18 protein-coding genes are annotated in these 16412 nt (G+C 65.7%); 9 read left to right on the forward strand and 9 right to left on the reverse strand.

The features are described 5' to 3' along the window. Window positions 1-6: 6 nt before the first annotated feature. The 4 genes from FHS94_RS00310 to aroC are packed head-to-tail and all read left to right on the forward strand — an operon-like array spanning window position 7 to window position 3155. Window positions 7-975, forward strand: coding sequence for a YihY/virulence factor BrkB family protein (locus tag FHS94_RS00310; RefSeq protein WP_184053159.1), 969 nt, complete (start codon window positions 7-9; stop codon window positions 973-975). Window positions 976-983: 8 nt separating this feature from the next. Continuing rightward, on the forward strand, window positions 984-1775 hold the full coding sequence (gene fabI, locus FHS94_RS00315) for an enoyl-ACP reductase FabI (RefSeq protein ID WP_184054338.1): 792 nt from the start codon (window positions 984-986) through the stop codon (window positions 1773-1775). Window positions 1776-1788: 13 nt separating this feature from the next. Next, a complete protein-coding gene (locus FHS94_RS00320; RefSeq protein WP_184053162.1) occupies window positions 1789-2088 on the forward strand; it encodes a hypothetical protein in 300 nt (99 codons plus the stop codon). Beyond that, complete coding sequence (gene aroC / locus FHS94_RS00325) at window positions 2085-3155, forward strand: chorismate synthase (protein WP_184053166.1); 1071 nt, start codon at window positions 2085-2087, stop codon at window positions 3153-3155. The genes FHS94_RS00320 and aroC overlap by 4 nt, the downstream gene beginning before the upstream one ends. On the opposite strand, the gene FHS94_RS00330 is transcribed toward aroC, so the two are convergent. Both FHS94_RS00330 and FHS94_RS00335 read right to left on the reverse strand, forming a co-directional pair. Further along, window positions 3119-3733, reverse strand: a complete 615-nt coding sequence (locus FHS94_RS00330) for a hypothetical protein (RefSeq protein ID WP_184053169.1) — start codon at window positions 3731-3733, stop codon at window positions 3119-3121. The two genes, aroC and FHS94_RS00330, sit on opposite strands and share 37 nt — an antisense overlap. Window positions 3734-4112: 379 nt before the next feature. Beyond that, window positions 4113-5402 (reverse strand): adenylosuccinate synthase, encoded by a 1290-nt coding sequence (locus FHS94_RS00335; protein ID WP_184053172.1) that lies wholly within the window; start codon window positions 5400-5402, stop codon window positions 4113-4115. A 202-nt stretch (window positions 5403-5604) separates the two neighbouring features. Here FHS94_RS00335 and FHS94_RS00340 point away from each other — a divergent pair, with 202 nt between their 5' ends. After that, window positions 5605-6372 carry a ThuA domain-containing protein gene (locus FHS94_RS00340; RefSeq protein WP_184053176.1) on the forward strand — a complete coding sequence of 256 codons (768 nt, stop codon included), beginning with the start codon at window positions 5605-5607 and terminating at the stop codon, window positions 6370-6372. Window positions 6373-6388: 16 nt separating this feature from the next. On the opposite strand, the gene FHS94_RS00345 is transcribed toward FHS94_RS00340, so the two are convergent. The 4 genes from FHS94_RS00345 to FHS94_RS00360 all read right to left on the reverse strand — a co-directional run bounded on the left by FHS94_RS00345 (window position 6389) and on the right by FHS94_RS00360 (window position 11075). Continuing rightward, window positions 6389-7489: an ATP phosphoribosyltransferase regulatory subunit gene (locus FHS94_RS00345; RefSeq protein WP_184053179.1), complete on the reverse strand. Its 1101-nt coding sequence runs from the start codon at window positions 7487-7489 to the stop codon at window positions 6389-6391. Further along, entirely contained in the window at window positions 7486-8139 is a 654-nt protein-coding gene (locus tag FHS94_RS00350; protein WP_184053182.1) for a TIGR02466 family protein, read from the reverse strand. The genes FHS94_RS00345 and FHS94_RS00350 overlap by 4 nt, the downstream gene beginning before the upstream one ends. 89 nt (window positions 8140-8228) lie before the next feature. Continuing rightward, on the reverse strand, window positions 8229-9806 hold the full coding sequence (serA, locus tag FHS94_RS00355) for a phosphoglycerate dehydrogenase (RefSeq protein WP_184053185.1): 1578 nt from the start codon (window positions 9804-9806) through the stop codon (window positions 8229-8231). Between the two features lie 111 nt (window positions 9807-9917). After that, entirely contained in the window at window positions 9918-11075 is a 1158-nt protein-coding gene (locus FHS94_RS00360) for a phosphoserine transaminase (protein WP_184053188.1), read from the reverse strand. 155 nt (window positions 11076-11230) lie between these two features. Between FHS94_RS00360 and FHS94_RS00365 the strand changes: the two genes are divergently transcribed. After that, on the forward strand, window positions 11231-11890 hold the full coding sequence (locus tag FHS94_RS00365) for an extensin family protein (protein WP_184053192.1): 660 nt from the start codon (window positions 11231-11233) through the stop codon (window positions 11888-11890). Between the two features lie 50 nt (window positions 11891-11940). Then, the gene (locus tag FHS94_RS00370; RefSeq protein WP_184053195.1) at window positions 11941-12828 is read left to right on the forward strand and encodes an LOG family protein; all 888 of its coding nucleotides are present in this window, start codon (window positions 11941-11943) and stop codon (window positions 12826-12828) included. Between the two features lie 50 nt (window positions 12829-12878). Here the strand turns inward: FHS94_RS00370 and FHS94_RS00375 are convergent, their stop codons facing one another. Beyond that, a complete protein-coding gene (locus tag FHS94_RS00375; RefSeq protein ID WP_184053198.1) occupies window positions 12879-13496 on the reverse strand; it encodes a hemerythrin domain-containing protein in 618 nt (205 codons plus the stop codon). A 257-nt stretch (window positions 13497-13753) separates the two neighbouring features. Here FHS94_RS00375 and FHS94_RS00380 point away from each other — a divergent pair, with 257 nt between their 5' ends. After that, window positions 13754-14284, forward strand: a complete 531-nt coding sequence (locus FHS94_RS00380; RefSeq protein ID WP_184053201.1) for an energy transducer TonB family protein — start codon at window positions 13754-13756, stop codon at window positions 14282-14284. Here FHS94_RS00380 and FHS94_RS00385 read toward each other — a convergent pair. Both FHS94_RS00385 and FHS94_RS00390 read right to left on the reverse strand, forming a co-directional pair. Further along, window positions 14281-14520 (reverse strand): response regulator transcription factor, encoded by a 240-nt coding sequence (locus FHS94_RS00385; protein WP_184053204.1) that lies wholly within the window; start codon window positions 14518-14520, stop codon window positions 14281-14283. The two genes, FHS94_RS00380 and FHS94_RS00385, sit on opposite strands and share 4 nt — an antisense overlap. Before the next feature lie 167 nt (window positions 14521-14687). Then, window positions 14688-15419, reverse strand: coding sequence for a c-type cytochrome (locus FHS94_RS00390; protein ID WP_184053207.1), 732 nt, complete (start codon window positions 15417-15419; stop codon window positions 14688-14690). 102 nt (window positions 15420-15521) lie between these two features. Here FHS94_RS00390 and FHS94_RS00395 point away from each other — a divergent pair, with 102 nt between their 5' ends. Beyond that, a complete protein-coding gene (locus FHS94_RS00395; protein WP_184053210.1) occupies window positions 15522-16412 on the forward strand; it encodes a prephenate dehydratase in 891 nt (296 codons plus the stop codon).

Below are 16412 nucleotides of genomic sequence, written 5' to 3' on the forward strand. Positions count from 1 at the left end.
GCCCGCATGAGTCAGGGTCTAGAGCTAACCCCCGAAGCGCGGGCCCATCATCCGGGCCGCGCGCGTGCCCGAGTCACCAAGGAGTTCGCCCGGGTAAAACCGGGCAGCGTCGCCTTTGAAGTTACGAAGCGGGCGGCGCTGGGCGTGTACAATGATGGTTTCATCCATGCGGGGAACCTAGCCTATCTCGCGCTGATGACGCTGTTCCCGTTCTTCATTGTGGCAGCGGCGATCCTGTCGCTGTTGGGCCAGAGCGCCGAAACGCAGCACACGGTGGCGAGCTTCCTTCACGTCCTGCCGCCGGACGTCGCGGACCTGTTGCGCAAGCCGATCGCGGACGTGCTGACGGCGCGCACCGGGCCCTTGCTGTGGCTCGGCGGGTTGGTCGGCCTGTGGACGGTGGGAAGCTTCGTGGACACGATCCGCGACATTTTCCGCCGCGCCTATGGCACCAAGTCGAGCGCGTCGTTCTTCAAGGCGCGGCTGCGGCTGTCAGGCGCGATCGTCGGGTCAGTGATTCTGGTTCTGTTGTCCTTCTTCGTACAAGGGCTGCTGACCGCGGCCGAGCAGTTCGTGTACCGGCTGCTCCCGTTCGCTCAAGAAGCTGCGACCTGGATCGGATTGTCGCGCCTGGTGCCGGGCGTGGTGATGTTCGGCGCGCTTTATGTGCTGTTTTATTCGGTCACCCCATCCAAATATCGCCATTCCGACAGCCGCAAATGGCCAGGAGCGCTGTTTGTGGCGGTTTGGTGGATCGGCATCACCGCCCTGTTGCCAAAGGTGCTCGCGTCGCTCGGCGGTTATGACATGACCTATGGCAGCCTTGCCGGCGTCGTCGTGATGCTGTTGTTCTTCTATACGATCGGCCTCGGCTTCGTCTTCGGGGCTCACCTGAACGCAGCACTGGCGGAACCCGATCAGCTCGGGCTACAGGGTGGCCCGACGGATCGGGAATTGGAGGCGGCGTCGGCGTGAACGGATTGATGGCAGGCAAGCGCGGCCTGATCATGGGCCTTGCGAATGACAAGTCGCTGGCCTGGGGCATCGCCAAGAAGCTGAGCGAAGCGGGGGCGGAACTCGCCTTCTCTTACCAGGGCGCCGCGATGGAAAAGCGCGTGCGTCCGCTGGCCGAGCAGCTCGGCATCGCGCGGCTGTTCGACTGCGACGTGTCCGACATGGCCGCACTGGACCAGACGTTCGCCGAGCTGGAAGCCGAATGGCCCACGCTCGACTTCGTGGTCCATGCGATCGGGTTTTCCGACAAGTCGCAGCTGCGCGGGCGGTATTACGATACGACGCTCGACAATTTCCTGATGACCATGAACATCTCCGCCTACAGCCTGGTCGCGGTGACGCAGCGGGCGCGGCGGATGATGTCGAGTGGCGGATCGATCCTGACGCTGACTTATTATGGCGCGGAAAAGGTAATCCCGCACTATAACGTGATGGGCGTTGCCAAGGCCGCGCTGGAAACCAGCGTGAAGTACCTGGCCGTCGACTTGGGTCCGGAGAACATTCGCGTAAACGCGATCTCGGCCGGCCCGATTCAGACGCTTGCCGCACGCGGGATCGGCGATTTCAACTACATCCTGAAGTGGAACGAGTTGAACGCGCCGCTCCGTCGCACGGTGACCATCGAGGACGTGGGCGGGGCCGGGCTTTACCTGTTGTCGGATCTCGCATCCGGCGTGACGGGTGAAATCCACCATGTGGATGCCGGCTACAACGTGATCGGCATGAAGGCCGAGGACGCGCCCGACATCGCACTGGCGTGAGCGCGCCCCTGCTGTGATCGCCCTCCTCGCCTGCCTTGCCGCGGTTGCGGGATATTATAGCTGGCAGCGCGGCCGTTACGCTCGCGCGACCCATGCCGAGGCGCATGGCCGCGCGCTCGCCGATGCGGCGGCAATGGCGACGGTGATCGCCAGCGTGTGGATCGCGAACCGTATCGGCGTGCGGTATGGCCTGATTGCAGCGGAAGGGAGCGCGGGTGCTACCGTCGGCGTGGTTCTCGGCTTTCTGCTGGCCGCGCCAGTCCAGCAGGCGGTGCTGGCGTTGACGGTGCCTGGCTGGAGGCGACCACGATGAGCTGGAACAGCTTTGGCCGCGTATTCCGGTTCACCACCTGGGGGGAAAGCCACGGCCCCGCGATCGGCGCCGTGGTCGACGGTTGCCCGCCGGGACTGGTCTTGTCAGAAGCGGACATCCAGCCCTGGCTCGATAAGCGACGGCCGGGAACATCGCGGTTCACCACACAGCGGCAGGAACCGGACCAGGTCCGCATCCTGTCTGGCGTGTTCGACGGGCGGACGACGGGGACGCCGATCAGCCTCCTGATCGAGAATGTCGACCAGCGCTCCAAGGATTATGGCGAAGTCGCCCAGGCTTATCGCCCCGGCCACGCTGACTACGCTTATGACGCCAAATACGGGTTCCGGGATTATCGCGGCGGCGGTCGCTCATCGGCGCGCGAAACCGCAAGCCGGGTTGCCGCAGGGGCGGTAGCGCGGCTGGTGATCCCGCGCGTCCGTATCCGCGCGTGGGTGGAGGCGATCGGGGGCGACGCGATCGACACAAGGGCCTTTGACGATTCCGAAATAGACAACAACCCGTTCTTCTGCCCCGATCCAGGCGCAGCGCGGCGTTGGGAGGCATTGGTCGACAGCGCGCGCAAGGCAGGCTCGTCGCTGGGCGCCGTTGTCGCGTGCGAGGCAACGGGAGTGCCGGCGGGCTGGGGCGCTCCGCTCTACGCCAAGCTCGACTCAGAACTTGCCGCCGCAATGGTGTCGATCAATGCGGTCAAGGGCGTGGAGATTGGTGACGGCTTTGCCGCCGCGGCGTTAAGGGGCGAGGATAATGCCGATCCGATGCGTCCGGGCGCGAACGGTCCGGTTTTCGCTGCCAATCATGCCGGCGGGATTGCCGGCGGGATCGCAACCGGTCAGCCGATCCGCGTGCGCGCAGCGTTTAAGCCAACATCCTCCATTCTGACCCCCGTTGAAACCGTCACCCGCACCGGCGAAGCGACCGAGATCGCGACGCGAGGCCGCCACGACCCGTGCGTAGGAATACGAGGAGTGCCCGTCGTCGAAGCGATGATGGCGCTGGTATTAGCCGATCAGGCGTTGCTCCATCGCGGCCAATGCGGTTGGTAAACGGAACGTTGACTAAGACTACTCGTTGAAGCTTCTACATATTTTAGGAGAATTCGGATGCGTATGATTTCCATAGCGATCGCGGGCGCCTTGATAATTCCCGCCGCGGCGCTCGCCCAGACGACGGGTGGCACCAGCACGGGTGGCTCAACCACAGGCAGCACGACTTCAGGCAGCAGCTCTACTGGCACGCTCGGTACGGACAGCAGCATGGGCAGCCAGTCCGGCACCACCGCGTCGCCGCAGAGCACCACGACGCAGAGCCGGTCGTCGCGTCGCGGCGGTCGTCGCGGCAGCACCGCTACCGGTTCGACAACGACCGGGGTCGATTCGACCACGTCAACGGGCGGCAGCACGTCCACGACTGACACCACCGGCACTTCGAGCACCGGTACGAGCGGCACCACGGGCTCGATGGGGACGGGTACAACCGGATCGATGGGCACCGGTTCTACCGGGTCGCTGGGCACGGGCACAACTGGCTCCACCGGTTCGATGGGCACCGGCACCACTGGATCGATGGGTACGGGCACGACCGGGTCAACCGGTTCGTCCTCGACCGGATCGGTCGGCGGCACCACCCCCCGCTAATAAACAGGAAAGGGCGTGCCGCACTGGTGCGCCCTTACCAGTTACGGGGACCTGATGCGCCTCACCACTCTGGCGATTGCCAGCATCTTCGCCGCCTCGACCGCCGCGCTGGCCCAGATTACGTCGCCGGAACCGAGCAGGAGGTGCCCGCTTCGGGCCAGTCCCCGCTCGGTAACGACTTAACTGCGGCGGACCCGGCCGACCCGTCGGCGTCACGAGCAGAAAACTCCGCGCCGAGCTCTGAGAGGTTTGCGCCGGGCCCTGATGCCACTTCGAACGCGGACGCTCCGCCAGCGAACAAAGTCGCGCCCGCCGCGGCGGCCACCGAACAAACGCCCGGCGCCCGCCGCCTCCGGCGCTAAGCCGTTAATCGGCGAACGGATCGCGTACCAGGATCGTGTCCGCTCGTTCCGGGCTGGTTGATACCAGCGCGACCGGACAACGGATCAGTTCCTCGATACGGCGGATGTACTTGATCGCCTCTGCGGGCAGTTCCGCCCAGCTCCGTGCGCCCGCGGTCGACTGAGACCAGCCGGGCACGGACTCCCAGATCGGCTCCACCGCTGCCTGATCCGCCGCATGGGCCGGAAAGTAATCGAGTACTTCCCCGTTCAGGCGGTAGCCGGTGCAGATACGCACCTCGTCAAACCCATCGAGCACGTCGAGCTTGGTCAGGGCGATGCCGGTGATTCCCGACACCGCAGCGGACTGGCGCACCAGCACCGCGTCGAACCAACCGCAGCGGCGCTTGCGCCCCGTTACCGTGCCGAACTCATGCCCGCGCGTGCCCAGCCGCTCCCCCGTTTCGTCATGGAGCTCGGTCGGGAACGGCCCGGACCCGACGCGTGTGGTGTACGCCTTGGCGATCCCGAGGACGAAGCCGACGCCTGACGGACCAAGGCCCGATCCACCCGCTGCCTGTCCCGCGATGGTGTTGGACGAGGTGACGAACGGGTAGGTGCCATGATCCACGTCGAGCAGCACGCCCTGTGCGCCCTCGAACAGGATCCGCTTGCCCGCCGCGCGCGCTTCGTTGAGGTCGCGCCATACCGGTTTGGCAAAGGGCAACACGAATCCGGCAATCGCGCGCAATTCCTCCAGCAGCCCCTCACGGTCGATCGGCGGCTGGCCGAACCCGGCGCGCAGCGCATCGTGGTGCGCGAGCAAGCGGTCGAGCTGCGGCCCAAGCCCGTCCAGATGTGCCAGATCACACAGCCGGATCGCACGGCGGCCGACCTTGTCCTCATACGCAGGGCCGATGCCACGCCGGGTCGTGCCGATCTTGCCGGCGCCCGACGCATCCTCCCGCAGCGCGTCGAGATCGCGGTGGAAGGGCAGGATCAGCGCGCAATTATCGGCGATACGCAGCGTGTCGGGCGTCGCCACCACGCCCTGCTCCGCCAGTCGCGCGACCTCCGCCTGGAGCGCCCAAGGGTCCAGCACCACGCCGTTGCCGATGACCGATGGCGTGCCACGCACGATGCCGGAGGGCAGCAGCGACAGCTTGTAGACCTTGTCGCCGACGACCAGCGTGTGGCCGGCGTTATGTCCACCCTGGAAGCGCACCACCATGTCGGCCCGCTCGGCGAGCCAGTCGACGATCTTGCCCTTGCCCTCGTCGCCCCACTGCGCACCGATGACTGCTACGTTGCCCATGAGATGTGCACGCTCCCCCGCCGAAATCGACCCGCGCGCCCTTCGACGGGACTCGGTGCGCGGGCGGTGCCATGAATGCGTGGCGCCGGTAGCGGGGCCGTAGGGCCTGTGTCAACCAACGCACCGATCGACCGAACGGCTACGACCATCGACCGGGTGACACTGCCCCGTTCGTGCCGCACAACGCGCGCGGAGGTGGTGCATGAGGGCGATCGGATGGCTGGCAGGCGTGGTGATCGCGACGGCGCTTCCGTCGGTTGCGGAGGCGCAGAGCCAGTACAAGCTGCTCGTCCTGTCGATCCCCAACAAATATCACTACGAATACATACCAGTCGCGCGCGACAGCCTGGAAAGGCTCGCCAAGCTACACGCCTTTGACATGGTCTGGACCAACAAGATCGACGCGTTCGACGGCGACCTCAGCCAATATGCCGCGGTCATGTTCCTCAACACCCCTGGGGAGGAGCTGACGCCGGCACAGCGGACGAAATTCGAGGCTTATATGCGTGCCGGCGGCAACGCCGTCGTGGTGCACCGCGCGGCCATTACACCGCCGGGCAACTGGAACTGGTACGAGAAGCTGGTCGGGCGTTCCTTTGTGATCCACCCGATGTTGCAGACGGGGGTCGTGACGGTTGCCGACGCCAGCTTCCCGGCGACCTTTGGCGTGCCGGAGCGCTGGATCTGGAGCGACGAGTTCTACGTCACAAAGAACCCGTACAACGTCCGCATCAACCCGGTGCTGAACGTCGACGAAACCAGCTACGACCCGCGCAAGATCTGGCCGGGTCAGGTGTCGGAGCCGATGGGCAAGGACCACCCGGTCGCCTGGTGGCACCCCTATGAAAAGGGGCGCGTGTTCGTGACGCTGCTCGGCCACAATGTGGAGATGTACCGCGACTCCCAATATCTCTCGCACCTGATGGGCGGGATCTATTGGGCGGCAACCGGGCGAGGTCGAAAGCAGTAGGTCCGGCGAACCATCGTCAGGCCGGGGCGACGTCGCCCTCGCGCCAGACATGCGTACAAAGCTGCGCCTCGGGCGAGTCGCCGGGTTCAAGGCCTGCGACGGTGACCCATCCTTCCGCCCGCAGCTCCCGGCCGACGTCAGTCGGCGTTCCGTGCGGCAGGAACAACCGCCGGCGTTCGGGCGCGGGCAGCTGCTCCGCCAGAACGTCAGCGTATAACGAAAAGCCGGTTGCGACCTCCTCGCGCCCGTCCGCGCCGATCAGCGCATAGGTTCCGCCGCGCCCGACCTCTCGCGACGCGCCTGCGACGAATAGTGAGAATCCGAACCAGGACTGAAACTCAAAGCCATGCCGCTCGGTCGGATCAAGGGTCAGCGTCACCGTGTCGCCAAGCGTTGCGGCGATACTGGCGATGCCGTCGAGCCGGCTCGATAGCGCGCCGGTCGAATCTATTGCCCGCAACCGGGCCAGAGCGGCTTCGAACGGACCCGCAGCCTCCACCAGCGGCAGATAGGCGGGCGCCAGTGCGGCGACAGCGCCAGCGTCCTTGGCGTCCAGCCTGTCTTTCAGCGCCGCGGTCTGTTCGGGCGGGACCGGCAATGGTCCTGCTGCCAGAACGTCGACCAGGTCGGGCAGGGTCACGTCGATTGACACGCCCGTCATCCCTGCCGCGCCCAGTGCTTCAGCGGCCACGCCGAGGATCTCGGTCGCCGCCGCCACAGAGTCCAGCCCGATCAGTTCGCAGCCGATCTGCCGGCGTTCGCGGGCCGGGGCGAGTTGGTCGCCGCGCAATTTCAGCACGGGGCCGGCATAGGACAGCCGTACCGGGCGCGGGTGATGGCCCATGCGCGTGGCGGCGATGCGCGCCACTTGCGCGGTCAGGTCGGGGCGGATCGCCAGCGTTTCCTGGCTGACCGGGTCGACGAACCGGACCGCATCGGTCAGCCCCCCCGCCTTCAGCCGTTCGCCCAACGACCGCGCAAATTCGGCCAAGGGCGGATCAACCCGCTCATAGCCATAGCCTGCCGATACGCGGAGTACCGTTGCCTCCAGCGCGGCGGCAGCGTCCGCACGGGGCGGCAGAGTATCGTGAAATCCTTCGGGTAGCAGTCCGGTCATGCGCCAGCCTCCTTGGCATATAGGTTCATGGCGATGGCGACACGGTCACGCCGGCCGCGGTGGGGGCGGACACCATGGCGCAGATAGCCGGGGAAAAGGACCAGGTCACCGGGCGCCGTCGGCACCGTCCGCTCCGTTGCCTGTGGCTGACCATCAACTCCGATCGCGCGAAAGCCGGGAAAGGTCATCAGCGGCACGGGAAAACGCGGGTCCTCCAGGTACAGCTCACCCCCTGGCGGATCACCCGGATCATTGCCAAGGTCGACATAATAGACCGCCGCCCACAGCACGCCGGGATGCGCATGGCTCATGTTGAGCGCGCCGGGCGGTGAAACGTTCGCCCACATGCGGACCGACCATCGGATCGCGGCAGGGTCGCCGTCCTCGAAATGCGACAAGCGCCGGGCGGCGCGGATCGCCGTGTCGGCCAATTTCTGGCCCGCCTGGCCTACCCAGTCGAGCATGTCGGTCCTGGAATGCCAGCCCCCGACATTGGAGCGGCCGATCCCTTCCTCCATCGCGCGCCGGGCGTTCACCGCGGCGAGCAGTTCGGCATCCAGGCTGCCATGATCCGCCACATGGCCGACCAGCACCATGGTCTCGAACAGCGGCAGCATCTCCGCTTTCACACGCAGCATGTCGGTGGGCATGATGCGCGTCTAGGCGGGGACGATGAAGGGGGGAAGACGCGTTTGTCGCGGCCGGCGTCCACCCCCTCTTCGGTCCGGGGCGGCTCCCCTTAGAAGCTCAGCCCCATCGCGGTCTTCACGCCCGGCAGCGCCTTCATCTTGGCGAGCAGATCGCCGGTCACCGGCTCGTCGACCGACAACAGCAACACCGCTTCGCCGCCCGTGTCGCGCCGGCCAAGGTGGAAGGTGCCGATGTTGACTCCTGCTTCGCCGAGCAGAGTGCCAAGGCGACCGATGAAGCCCGGCGCGTCCTCGTTCACGACGTAAAGCATGGGGCCGGCAAGGTCGGCCTCCACCTTGATCCCGAACAGCTCGACCAGACGGGGATTGGCATCGCCGAACAATGTCCCCGCGACGGATCGCTCGCCATCGGCCGTGCGGACGGACACGCGCAGCAACGTGTGATAGGCACCTTCCTTCTCCGTGCTGACTTCCCGCACCTCCGTGCCGCGATCACGCGCGAGCAGGGGGGCATTGACCATATTCACCGTATCGGTCTGCGTGCGCAAAAAGCCGGTGAGTACCGCCGAGGTGATCGGCTTTGGATTGAGGTCCGCTGCCGCACCCTCGCGATGAATGGAGATCCGGTCGATTGCGCCGGTGGTGAGCTGGCCGACCAGGCTGCCCAGCTTCTCTGCCAAAGTCATGTACGGCTTCAGCTTGGGGGCTTCTTCCGCGCTCAGAGATGGCATGTTGAGCGCGTTGGTCACCCCGCCCGACACCAGGAAATCGGCCATTTGCTCGGCCACCTGGATCGCGACGTTGACCTGCGCTTCGGTCGTTGATGCACCAAGATGCGGCGTGGAGACAAAGCCCGGCGTTCCAAACAAGGGCGACGCCTTGGCAGGCTCCTCCACGAACACGTCGAGCGCGGCGCCGGCGATGTGGCCTGAGTCGAGCCCGGCCTTCAGCGCCACCTCGTCGATCAGGCCGCCACGCGCGCAATTGATAATGCGCACGCCCTTCTTGGTCTTGGCCAAGTTCTCGGCCGAGAGGATGTTGCGGGTCTGGTCGGTCAGTGGCGTGTGCAGCGTGATGAAGTCCGCGCGGGCGAGGAGCTGGTCGAGCTCGACCTTCTCCACTCCCATCTCGATTGCACGCTCGGGCGTCAGGAACGGGTCAAAGGCCACGACCTTCATCTTCAGGCCGCGCGCACGGTCGGCAACGATCGATCCGATGTTGCCCGCGCCGATCAGCCCCAGCGTCTTGGCGGTGAGCTCCACGCCCATGAAGCGGTTCTTTTCCCACTTGCCCGCCTGGGTCGAGGCGTCGGCTTCGGGCAGCTGGCGGGCGAGCGCGAACATCAGCGCAATCGCATGCTCGGCCGTGGTGATCGAGTTGCCGAATGGCGTGTTCATCACCACCACGCCCTTTGCCGACGCGGCGGGAATGTCGACGTTATCGACGCCGATGCCGGCGCGCCCGACCACCTTCAGGTTGGTCGCGTGCTCCAGGATATCCTTCGTCACCTTGGTCGAGGAACGGATAGCAAGGCCGTCATACTCGCCAATGATGGCCTTCAGCTCGTCGGGCGTCTTGCCGGTGATTTCGTCCACCTCGACCCCGCGCTCGCGAAAGATCTGGGCGGCCTTGGGATCCATTTTGTCGGAGATGAGGACTTTGGGCATGGGAGTGCTCCTGTAATTGATGGTCACCCCGGCACAGGCCGGGGCCCAGAAAGGCAGACGTTGCCGCTTGAGGCTCTGGATCCCGGCCGTCGCCGGGACGATGGGAAAGGATTAGGCGGCGCGGGCCGTCGCGTAGGCCCAGTCGAGCCACGGGCCGAGCGCCTCGATGTCCGCAGTGTCGACCGTGGCGCCGCACCAGATGCGCAGGCCCGCAGGCGCATCGCGATAGCCGGCGACGTCGAACGCGGCGCCTTCCTTTTCGAGCAGCGAGGCCATCTTCTTGATCAGCGCCTCGTCCGCGCCCTCGACTGTCAGGCAGACACTGGTCTTGGAACGGCTGGCCGGATCAGCGGCAAGGTGGCCCAGCCAGTCGCGGCCCTCCACAATCGCGTCGAGCGCCGCGGCATTCGCGTCAGAGCGCGCCTTGAGCCCGGACAGGCCGCCCAGGCCCTTCGCCCATTCAAGCGCGAAGATCGCGTCTTCGACCGCCAGCATCGACGGCGTGTTGATCGTCTCGCCCTTGAACACGCCCTCGGCGAGCTTGCCCTTGGACACCAGGCGAAACACCTTGGGCAGCGGCCAGGCGGGCGTGTAGCTTTCCAGCCGCTCGACCGCCCGCGGCCCGAGGATCAGGACGCCGTGCGCGCCCTCCCCGCCCAGCACCTTCTGCCAGGAGAAGGTCGCAACATCGATCTTGGCCCAGTCGATGTCATAGGCGAACACACCCGAGGTCGCGTCGGCAAAGCTCAGGCCCTCACGGGTCTCTGGTATCCAGTCTGCATTCGGCACGCGGACGCCGGACGTCGTCCCGTTCCAGGTGAACAGCACGTCGTTCGACCAGTCGACCGACTGCAGGTCGGGAAGCTGGCCGTAATCGGCGCGGATAATGGTGGGATCGATCTTGAGCTGCTTCACCGCGTCAGTGACCCAACCCTCGCCAAAGCTCTCCCAGGCGAGCGTGGTGACAGGGCGGGCGCCCAGCATGGTCCACATCGCCATTTCAAAGGCGCCGGTGTCCGACCCTGGAACGATGCCGATACGGTGCGTGTCGGGCAGCTCCAGCATCTCGCGCATCAGCTGGATGGAATAGGCCAGCCGATCCTTGCCGAGCTTTGACCGATGCGAACGGCCGAGCGATGCAGTGGCGAGCTTGTCCGCTGACCAGCCGGGCGGCTTGGCGCAAGGACCCGACGAGAAAAAGGGGCGTGCCGGCTTGGTGGCCGGTTTTGCAGGCGCAAGAGTTGCGTCGGCGAGCGTCGTATCAGTCATCAAACTCTCCTCACAGAGAGCACGCGCGGCGTTGGGACCGCGTGGCCCGTAGACGGCCGTATAGGGCAAGTGTCGCAACGGCAACCCCGTTTGGCACTTGCGCCCTTGAGCTCAGGTCCAGCGTCCCGCACACGGGCCAGGTGAGTTGTACCAGAATGAAGGGTCACCGGATCAGGTCCGGCGTGGCGATGGCCATGATCGTGTTCCTGGCGGCGTGCGGAGGCCGGAACGAAACGCCGCCTGGCCGCCCCGCCGAACCGGAACGGCCCCCAACACGCGAAACCGCGCAATGCCTTTCCGACTTGTCCGCACAAGGGGTCGCGTTTCGCCGATTGCCGGACAAGACCACCGGCCCTGCATGCGGGCTATACGGCACGGTGCAGTTGCTCGACATCGGCGTACCGGTAAACAACCTGACCGCCGTACGCTGTGGCGCGGCGCGGGCCTTTTCCGGCTGGGTCCGCAACGCGGTTGTGCCTGCCGCAAACCAGATCCTGGGGTCGGAGCTCGCCCGCATCGACACCTTTGGCAGCTATGCCTGCCGAAACGTCGTCGGCACGGCAGGGCGTGGGGACCGGCGATCGGGCCATGCGACTGCCAACGCAGTCGATATCGGCGGCTTCGTACTGAAGGACGGTCGACGGGTGACAGTCCTGAACGACTGGAACAGCGCCGACCCGGCCACGCGCGAATTCCTCCAGACCGTGCGCCGCTCCGCGTGCCGGCGCTTCGGCACCGTGCTCAGCCCCGATTATAATGGCGCGCATCGCAATCACTTGCACCTGGAGGACGACCACGCGCGCTTCTGCCGCTAGCTGATCCATATGGGTGGACAGCTGTCACATCCGCGGCGTAACGCCCTCGGATGACTGATACCCGAGTACCAAGCCGCGTTTTTCCGGCCGCAAAGCAGGACGCGGAATCCGCTAAAACCGCCGTTTCGACGCCGCAGACCGAGAACCCGGCCTACCGCCTGGCCTTTCAGGACATGGACTTCCTGCTGCGCGAGGACCTGCGTCCCATTCGCTTCCAGCTCGAGCTCCTGAAGCCGCAATTGTTGCTGGACGAAGCCCATATTGGCTCCACGTTCGTGTTCTACGGCTCTGCCCGCATTCCTGCGCCCGACAAGGCCCAGGCCATGCTGGAGCTGGCGACGGACGAGAAGAGCAAGCGCATTGCCGAGCGGCTTGTCGCCAAGAGCAAGTATTATGATGTTGCGCGCGAGCTGGCTGCAAAAGTGTCGCAGCTGCCGCGGGACGAGAGTGGCCAGCGCCAGTTCGTCGTCTGCTCGGGCGGCGGGCCGTCGATCATGGAGGCCGCGAACCGCGGCGCAACGGACGTGGGTGAGGAGTCGATCGGGCTCAACATCGTGCTGCCGCATGAGCAGGCACCCAATCCTTATGTGACCCCGTCATTGTCCTTCCAGTTCCACTATTTCGCGCTGCGCAAGATGCATTTCCTGCTGCACGCACGCGCGCTTGCTGCGTTCCCGGGCGGCTTTGGCACGTTTGACGAGCTGTTCGAGCTGTTGACCCTGATCCAGACGGGCAAGATCGCGCCGATCCCCGTGTTGCTCGTCGGCCGCGAATTCTGGAGCCGCGTCGTCAATTTCGATGCGCTGGTCGAGGAGGGTGTGGTGTCGGAGCGCGACCTCGGCATCTTCACCTATGTCGAGACCGCTGATGAGGCTTGGGCCGCGGTTCAGCGCTTCTACCATGAGCGGGCCGAGGCGGATCCCTCTCCGCCGGCCTGATCCGCCGCGCTTGAAGATTGGCGCCCGCCACACCGGCGGGCGCCTTGCCATCAGGCGAGCTTCAGGCCTTCCTTGTTCATGGCCGCCGTGATGTGCTTGTTCTGCGCATCGGTCAGCTTGCCGCGCATGCGGGGGAACAGGTCGTCCTCCTCCTCGCGCATGTGCTTCTCGATCATCCCGCGAAACTCGCGCAGCTTGGGCAGCCAGGCCGGATCGCCCTTGGGCATCTCGGTCAGGTCAAAGAAATACTGCTTCACATAGCCATGCTCGTGATTGAGGTGGTCTGCCGCCTCCGCCAGTCCCTGGTCGCGCATCATGGCATAGACGACATTTTCCTCCTGGAATGCGTGTTTGCTGATCGCATGCTTCAGCTGCATCAGCAGAAACGAGCGCCGGCCGGTCGCGCTGTCTTCTGTCTTTTCCAGCAGGTCGAATATCTTCAGTGCGGCGGCATGTTCGGCCGCCAGGGCCGCGTCCCAGTTCCCGGCCAGCACAGTGGGCGCCTGCACCGCCGCCTTCCTCACCAGGTTGGCGAGCAGCCCCGCCACCACGCCCGAGGCCGCGCCGATTGCCACCGTACGTCCGACTCCGGACGAGTTGGCCCGATCGGCATCTGCGTTGCGCACCTTTGTGTTACGCCCGCCCGCTTCTTGTTGCTTCGTCGCCATGGTGCTCACTCCTGTTCGCTGCAGGTCGAACGAGGGCCTCCACCGCCTGTTCCGCCGGGCTGATCCGGACCGGCCATTAGCCCCGGCCTACCGCAAACCCCGGATCGCCGGTGTCGGATTGTCGTAGGTAGTTGCCACGCTGCGATACTGGCGTGGGCTTAGATCCGCTAGGATCGGGCACTCCGAGGCGTAGAACTGATACGAAGCGGCCCAGTGTCGTCCCTCGAGACGATAGGGACGCTCTCAGGAGCGGCATCATGAAACATCATCTGATCGCCGCGGTATGTGCCGCGGTGTTGTCCACCGTGCCTGCCGCCAGCGACGCGGGGCCAGTCAGGAGCAGCGGAACCTCCGACGCGGCTTCCAACCCGGTGACGTTCAAGGCGTGGCAGGTTCGCGTGCAGCGTGAACTCGCCCACCGGCTTCATTACCTGGCGCCAATCCTGGGCAGGTCAGCTGGAAGCGGCGTCGTCCGGGTCAACTTCAACTGCAGCGAGTCCGGGCGTCCCGACAAGGTTACGCTTGCCCAGAGTTCGGGCAGCCAGGCCCTGGACCGGGCCGCCCTGTTCGCGGTGCGCAAGATGGCGAGCATGCATCCGCTGCCGTCATCCTTCAACCATGAGCAGAAATTTGCAGCGCTCATCTATTTCGACGACGGCCTGGGCACCCAAAGCGATTCCAAGCTGAAAGACATGATGGCCTCTGCCGACAAGGCCAATGGCTGGATCCACGATCCGGTCGCTGCGGCCCAGGGGCCTGCGCCGGTGCTGTCGATCGTCCACGGCTAGCCGTGCGCGTCCGGGCCGTCGTTCAGGTCGAGCAGACCCCAGGCGACGGCCAGCGCGGCCATGTGGCTGCGATTGGTCGCTCCCATCTTGAGCTTGATGTGCTCGATGTAGGTTTCAACGGTTTTCGGAGCAATCCCAAGCGCAGCAGCGATTTGCTTGGACGAGCGCCCGGCACCTACCATTCGCAGCACGTCGCCTTCCCTGGCGGTCAGATGCACAGCCGGATGGGCGATCATAACGCGTTCCCTTGCTCGAAACGCTATCGAACGGGAATGACGCGACTACGATAAAGAATGTTGTTTAGTTAAGCGACGCTCAGCCGCGCCGAGCAGGCCCACAGCCTGCCATAAACAGATATGGCCTGCGGCCGGGCTGCGCCACGCGCACCCGGCCATGGCACAGCTTACTTGTCGAGCTTGGAAGCCTGCTTGGCGGCTGCCGGGTCGATCGAAGGCGCGCCACGTTCCGGCGTGCCGGTGTTGGCGATGTCGGCGGTGGAACCGCGAACGTCCTTTTCGACTGCGTCGATGGCGTTGGCAGCGCCCGGTGCAGCGCTACCGCCGCCCTCCACCTTGTTGCCGCCATCCGCCGGGGCAGCGCCGGGTGCCGGGGCGGCTGGCAGCGGCAGGTTCGAACCCTGGCTGTTCAGATATGCGATGACGTTGGCGCGATCCTGGGGATTGCCAAGGCCCGCAAAGGTCATCTTGGTCCCGGCCGCGAACTTGCGTGGCGAGGTCAGCCACGCGTTCATCTTGTCGAAATCCCAATTGCCGCCGACGCCCTTCAGCGCGTCGGAAAAGGCGTAGCCGCCCTTACCCTGGCCGATCGGCTCACCCAGCGTCGCATACAGGTTCGGGCCGATGCCGTTCGCGCCGCCTTGGTTCACGGTGTGGCATGCCGCGCACTTCTTGAACACTTCCGCGCCCTTGCCGGCGTCGGCGGTGGGAAGCAGGCTTGCGATCGGCACCTCGGCCGCGCCGCCGCCGGCACCGCCTTCTTCGACGCCTTCGATCGCGTAGCCCATCTTTTCAGGCCGATGCCCCTGGAACAGCATCCCGCCGACGATCGACAAGCCCAGCGCTGCGCCGCAGCCCGCCAGGACCCAGCCCGCGATCGTGTTGTTCCGGCCGTCCATGATTACCCCTGACACCTCAAGCCGGCCTCCCATAGAAAAGCCGCTCCCTCACCGCAAGCCGCGCTTGCCGCGCGATTTCGTCCCGCCTACCCCCAATGACCCATGGAGCAGTACCCAGTCCCCGCCCGCCCGTTGGTCGAAGCCATGACCAACGCCGCCGCCGACGACCCCGACCGGGCCGTGGCATTCCAGGGCGCGCCCGGCGCGAACAGCCATCTGGCCGCGATCGAATTGTTCCCCGAAGGCCTGCCGCTTCCCTGCTTCGACTTCGCCGACGCGATCGATGCGGTGAAGGATGGCCGAGCGGGCGTGGCGGTGATCCCGATCGAAAATTCGCTGCACGGCCGGGTCGCCGACATTCATTTCCTGCTGCCCGAATCGGGGTTGGTGATCACCGGCGAGCATTTTCTCTCGATTCGCCACGCGCTGATGGGGACCGGGCGCCTGGAGGAGGTGACGCAGGCCATGAGCCACCCGCAGGCGCTGGGCCAATGCCGGCACTGGTTGCGGGCACACGGCATCAGCCAGGCGTCCTATCCCGATACGGCCGGCGCAGCGGCGCATGTTGCGGCGCTGGGCGACCCCGCGGTGGCGGCCCTGGCGCCGCCGGGCGCGGCAAAGCTTTATGGGCTGGAGTTGATGGCGACCGACATCGCCGATGCCGATCACAACACCACCCGCTTCGTGGTGCTCGCACGTGGCAACCGGCAGCCGAGCGGCGATGGCCCGTGGATGACGACATTGATCTTTGAAGTGAAGAACGTCCCCGCGGCGCTCTATAAGGCGCTGGGTGGCTTCGCGACCAATGGCGTCAACATGACAAAGCTTGAAAGTTATCAGCGCGGCGGCAGCTTTGCAGCGACAGAGTTCTATGCCGATGTCGATGGCCGCCCGGGAGAGCCGGGGCTGGACCGGGCACTGGAAGAACTGGGCTTCCACGCAAAATGGCTGCGCGTGCTCGGCACCTATCGGCAGGCCCGCACGCGGGGCTGA

Source organism: Sphingomonas aerophila (assembly GCF_014199305.1).
In the GTDB taxonomy this organism is placed as follows: Bacteria; Pseudomonadota; Alphaproteobacteria; order Sphingomonadales; family Sphingomonadaceae; genus Sphingomonas; species Sphingomonas aerophila.

Coding starts and splice junctions, on each gene's coding strand:
- FHS94_RS00310 (WP_184053159.1), top strand. CDS start 7: ATGAGTCAGGGTCTAGAGCTAACCCCCGAAGCGCGGGCCCATCATCCG.
- fabI (WP_184054338.1), top strand. CDS start 984: ATGGCAGGCAAGCGCGGCCTGATCATGGGCCTTGCGAATGACAAGTCG.
- aroC (WP_184053166.1), top strand. CDS start 2,085: ATGAGCTGGAACAGCTTTGGCCGCGTATTCCGGTTCACCACCTGGGGG.
- FHS94_RS00335 (WP_184053172.1), bottom strand. CDS start 5,402: ATGGGCAACGTAGCAGTCATCGGTGCGCAGTGGGGCGACGAGGGCAAG.
- FHS94_RS00340 (WP_184053176.1), top strand. CDS start 5,605: ATGAGGGCGATCGGATGGCTGGCAGGCGTGGTGATCGCGACGGCGCTT.
- FHS94_RS00345 (WP_184053179.1), bottom strand. CDS start 7,489: ATGACCGGACTGCTACCCGAAGGATTTCACGATACTCTGCCGCCCCGT.
- FHS94_RS00350 (WP_184053182.1), bottom strand. CDS start 8,139: ATGCCCACCGACATGCTGCGTGTGAAAGCGGAGATGCTGCCGCTGTTC.
- serA (WP_184053185.1), bottom strand. CDS start 9,806: ATGCCCAAAGTCCTCATCTCCGACAAAATGGATCCCAAGGCCGCCCAG.
- FHS94_RS00360 (WP_184053188.1), bottom strand. CDS start 11,075: ATGACTGATACGACGCTCGCCGACGCAACTCTTGCGCCTGCAAAACCG.
- FHS94_RS00365 (WP_184053192.1), top strand. CDS start 11,231: ATGAAGGGTCACCGGATCAGGTCCGGCGTGGCGATGGCCATGATCGTG.
- FHS94_RS00370 (WP_184053195.1), top strand. CDS start 11,941: ATGACTGATACCCGAGTACCAAGCCGCGTTTTTCCGGCCGCAAAGCAG.
- FHS94_RS00375 (WP_184053198.1), bottom strand. CDS start 13,496: ATGGCGACGAAGCAACAAGAAGCGGGCGGGCGTAACACAAAGGTGCGC.
- FHS94_RS00380 (WP_184053201.1), top strand. CDS start 13,754: ATGAAACATCATCTGATCGCCGCGGTATGTGCCGCGGTGTTGTCCACC.
- FHS94_RS00385 (WP_184053204.1), bottom strand. CDS start 14,520: ATGATCGCCCATCCGGCTGTGCATCTGACCGCCAGGGAAGGCGACGTG.
- FHS94_RS00390 (WP_184053207.1), bottom strand. CDS start 15,419: ATGGACGGCCGGAACAACACGATCGCGGGCTGGGTCCTGGCGGGCTGC.
- FHS94_RS00395 (WP_184053210.1), top strand. CDS start 15,522: ATGGAGCAGTACCCAGTCCCCGCCCGCCCGTTGGTCGAAGCCATGACC.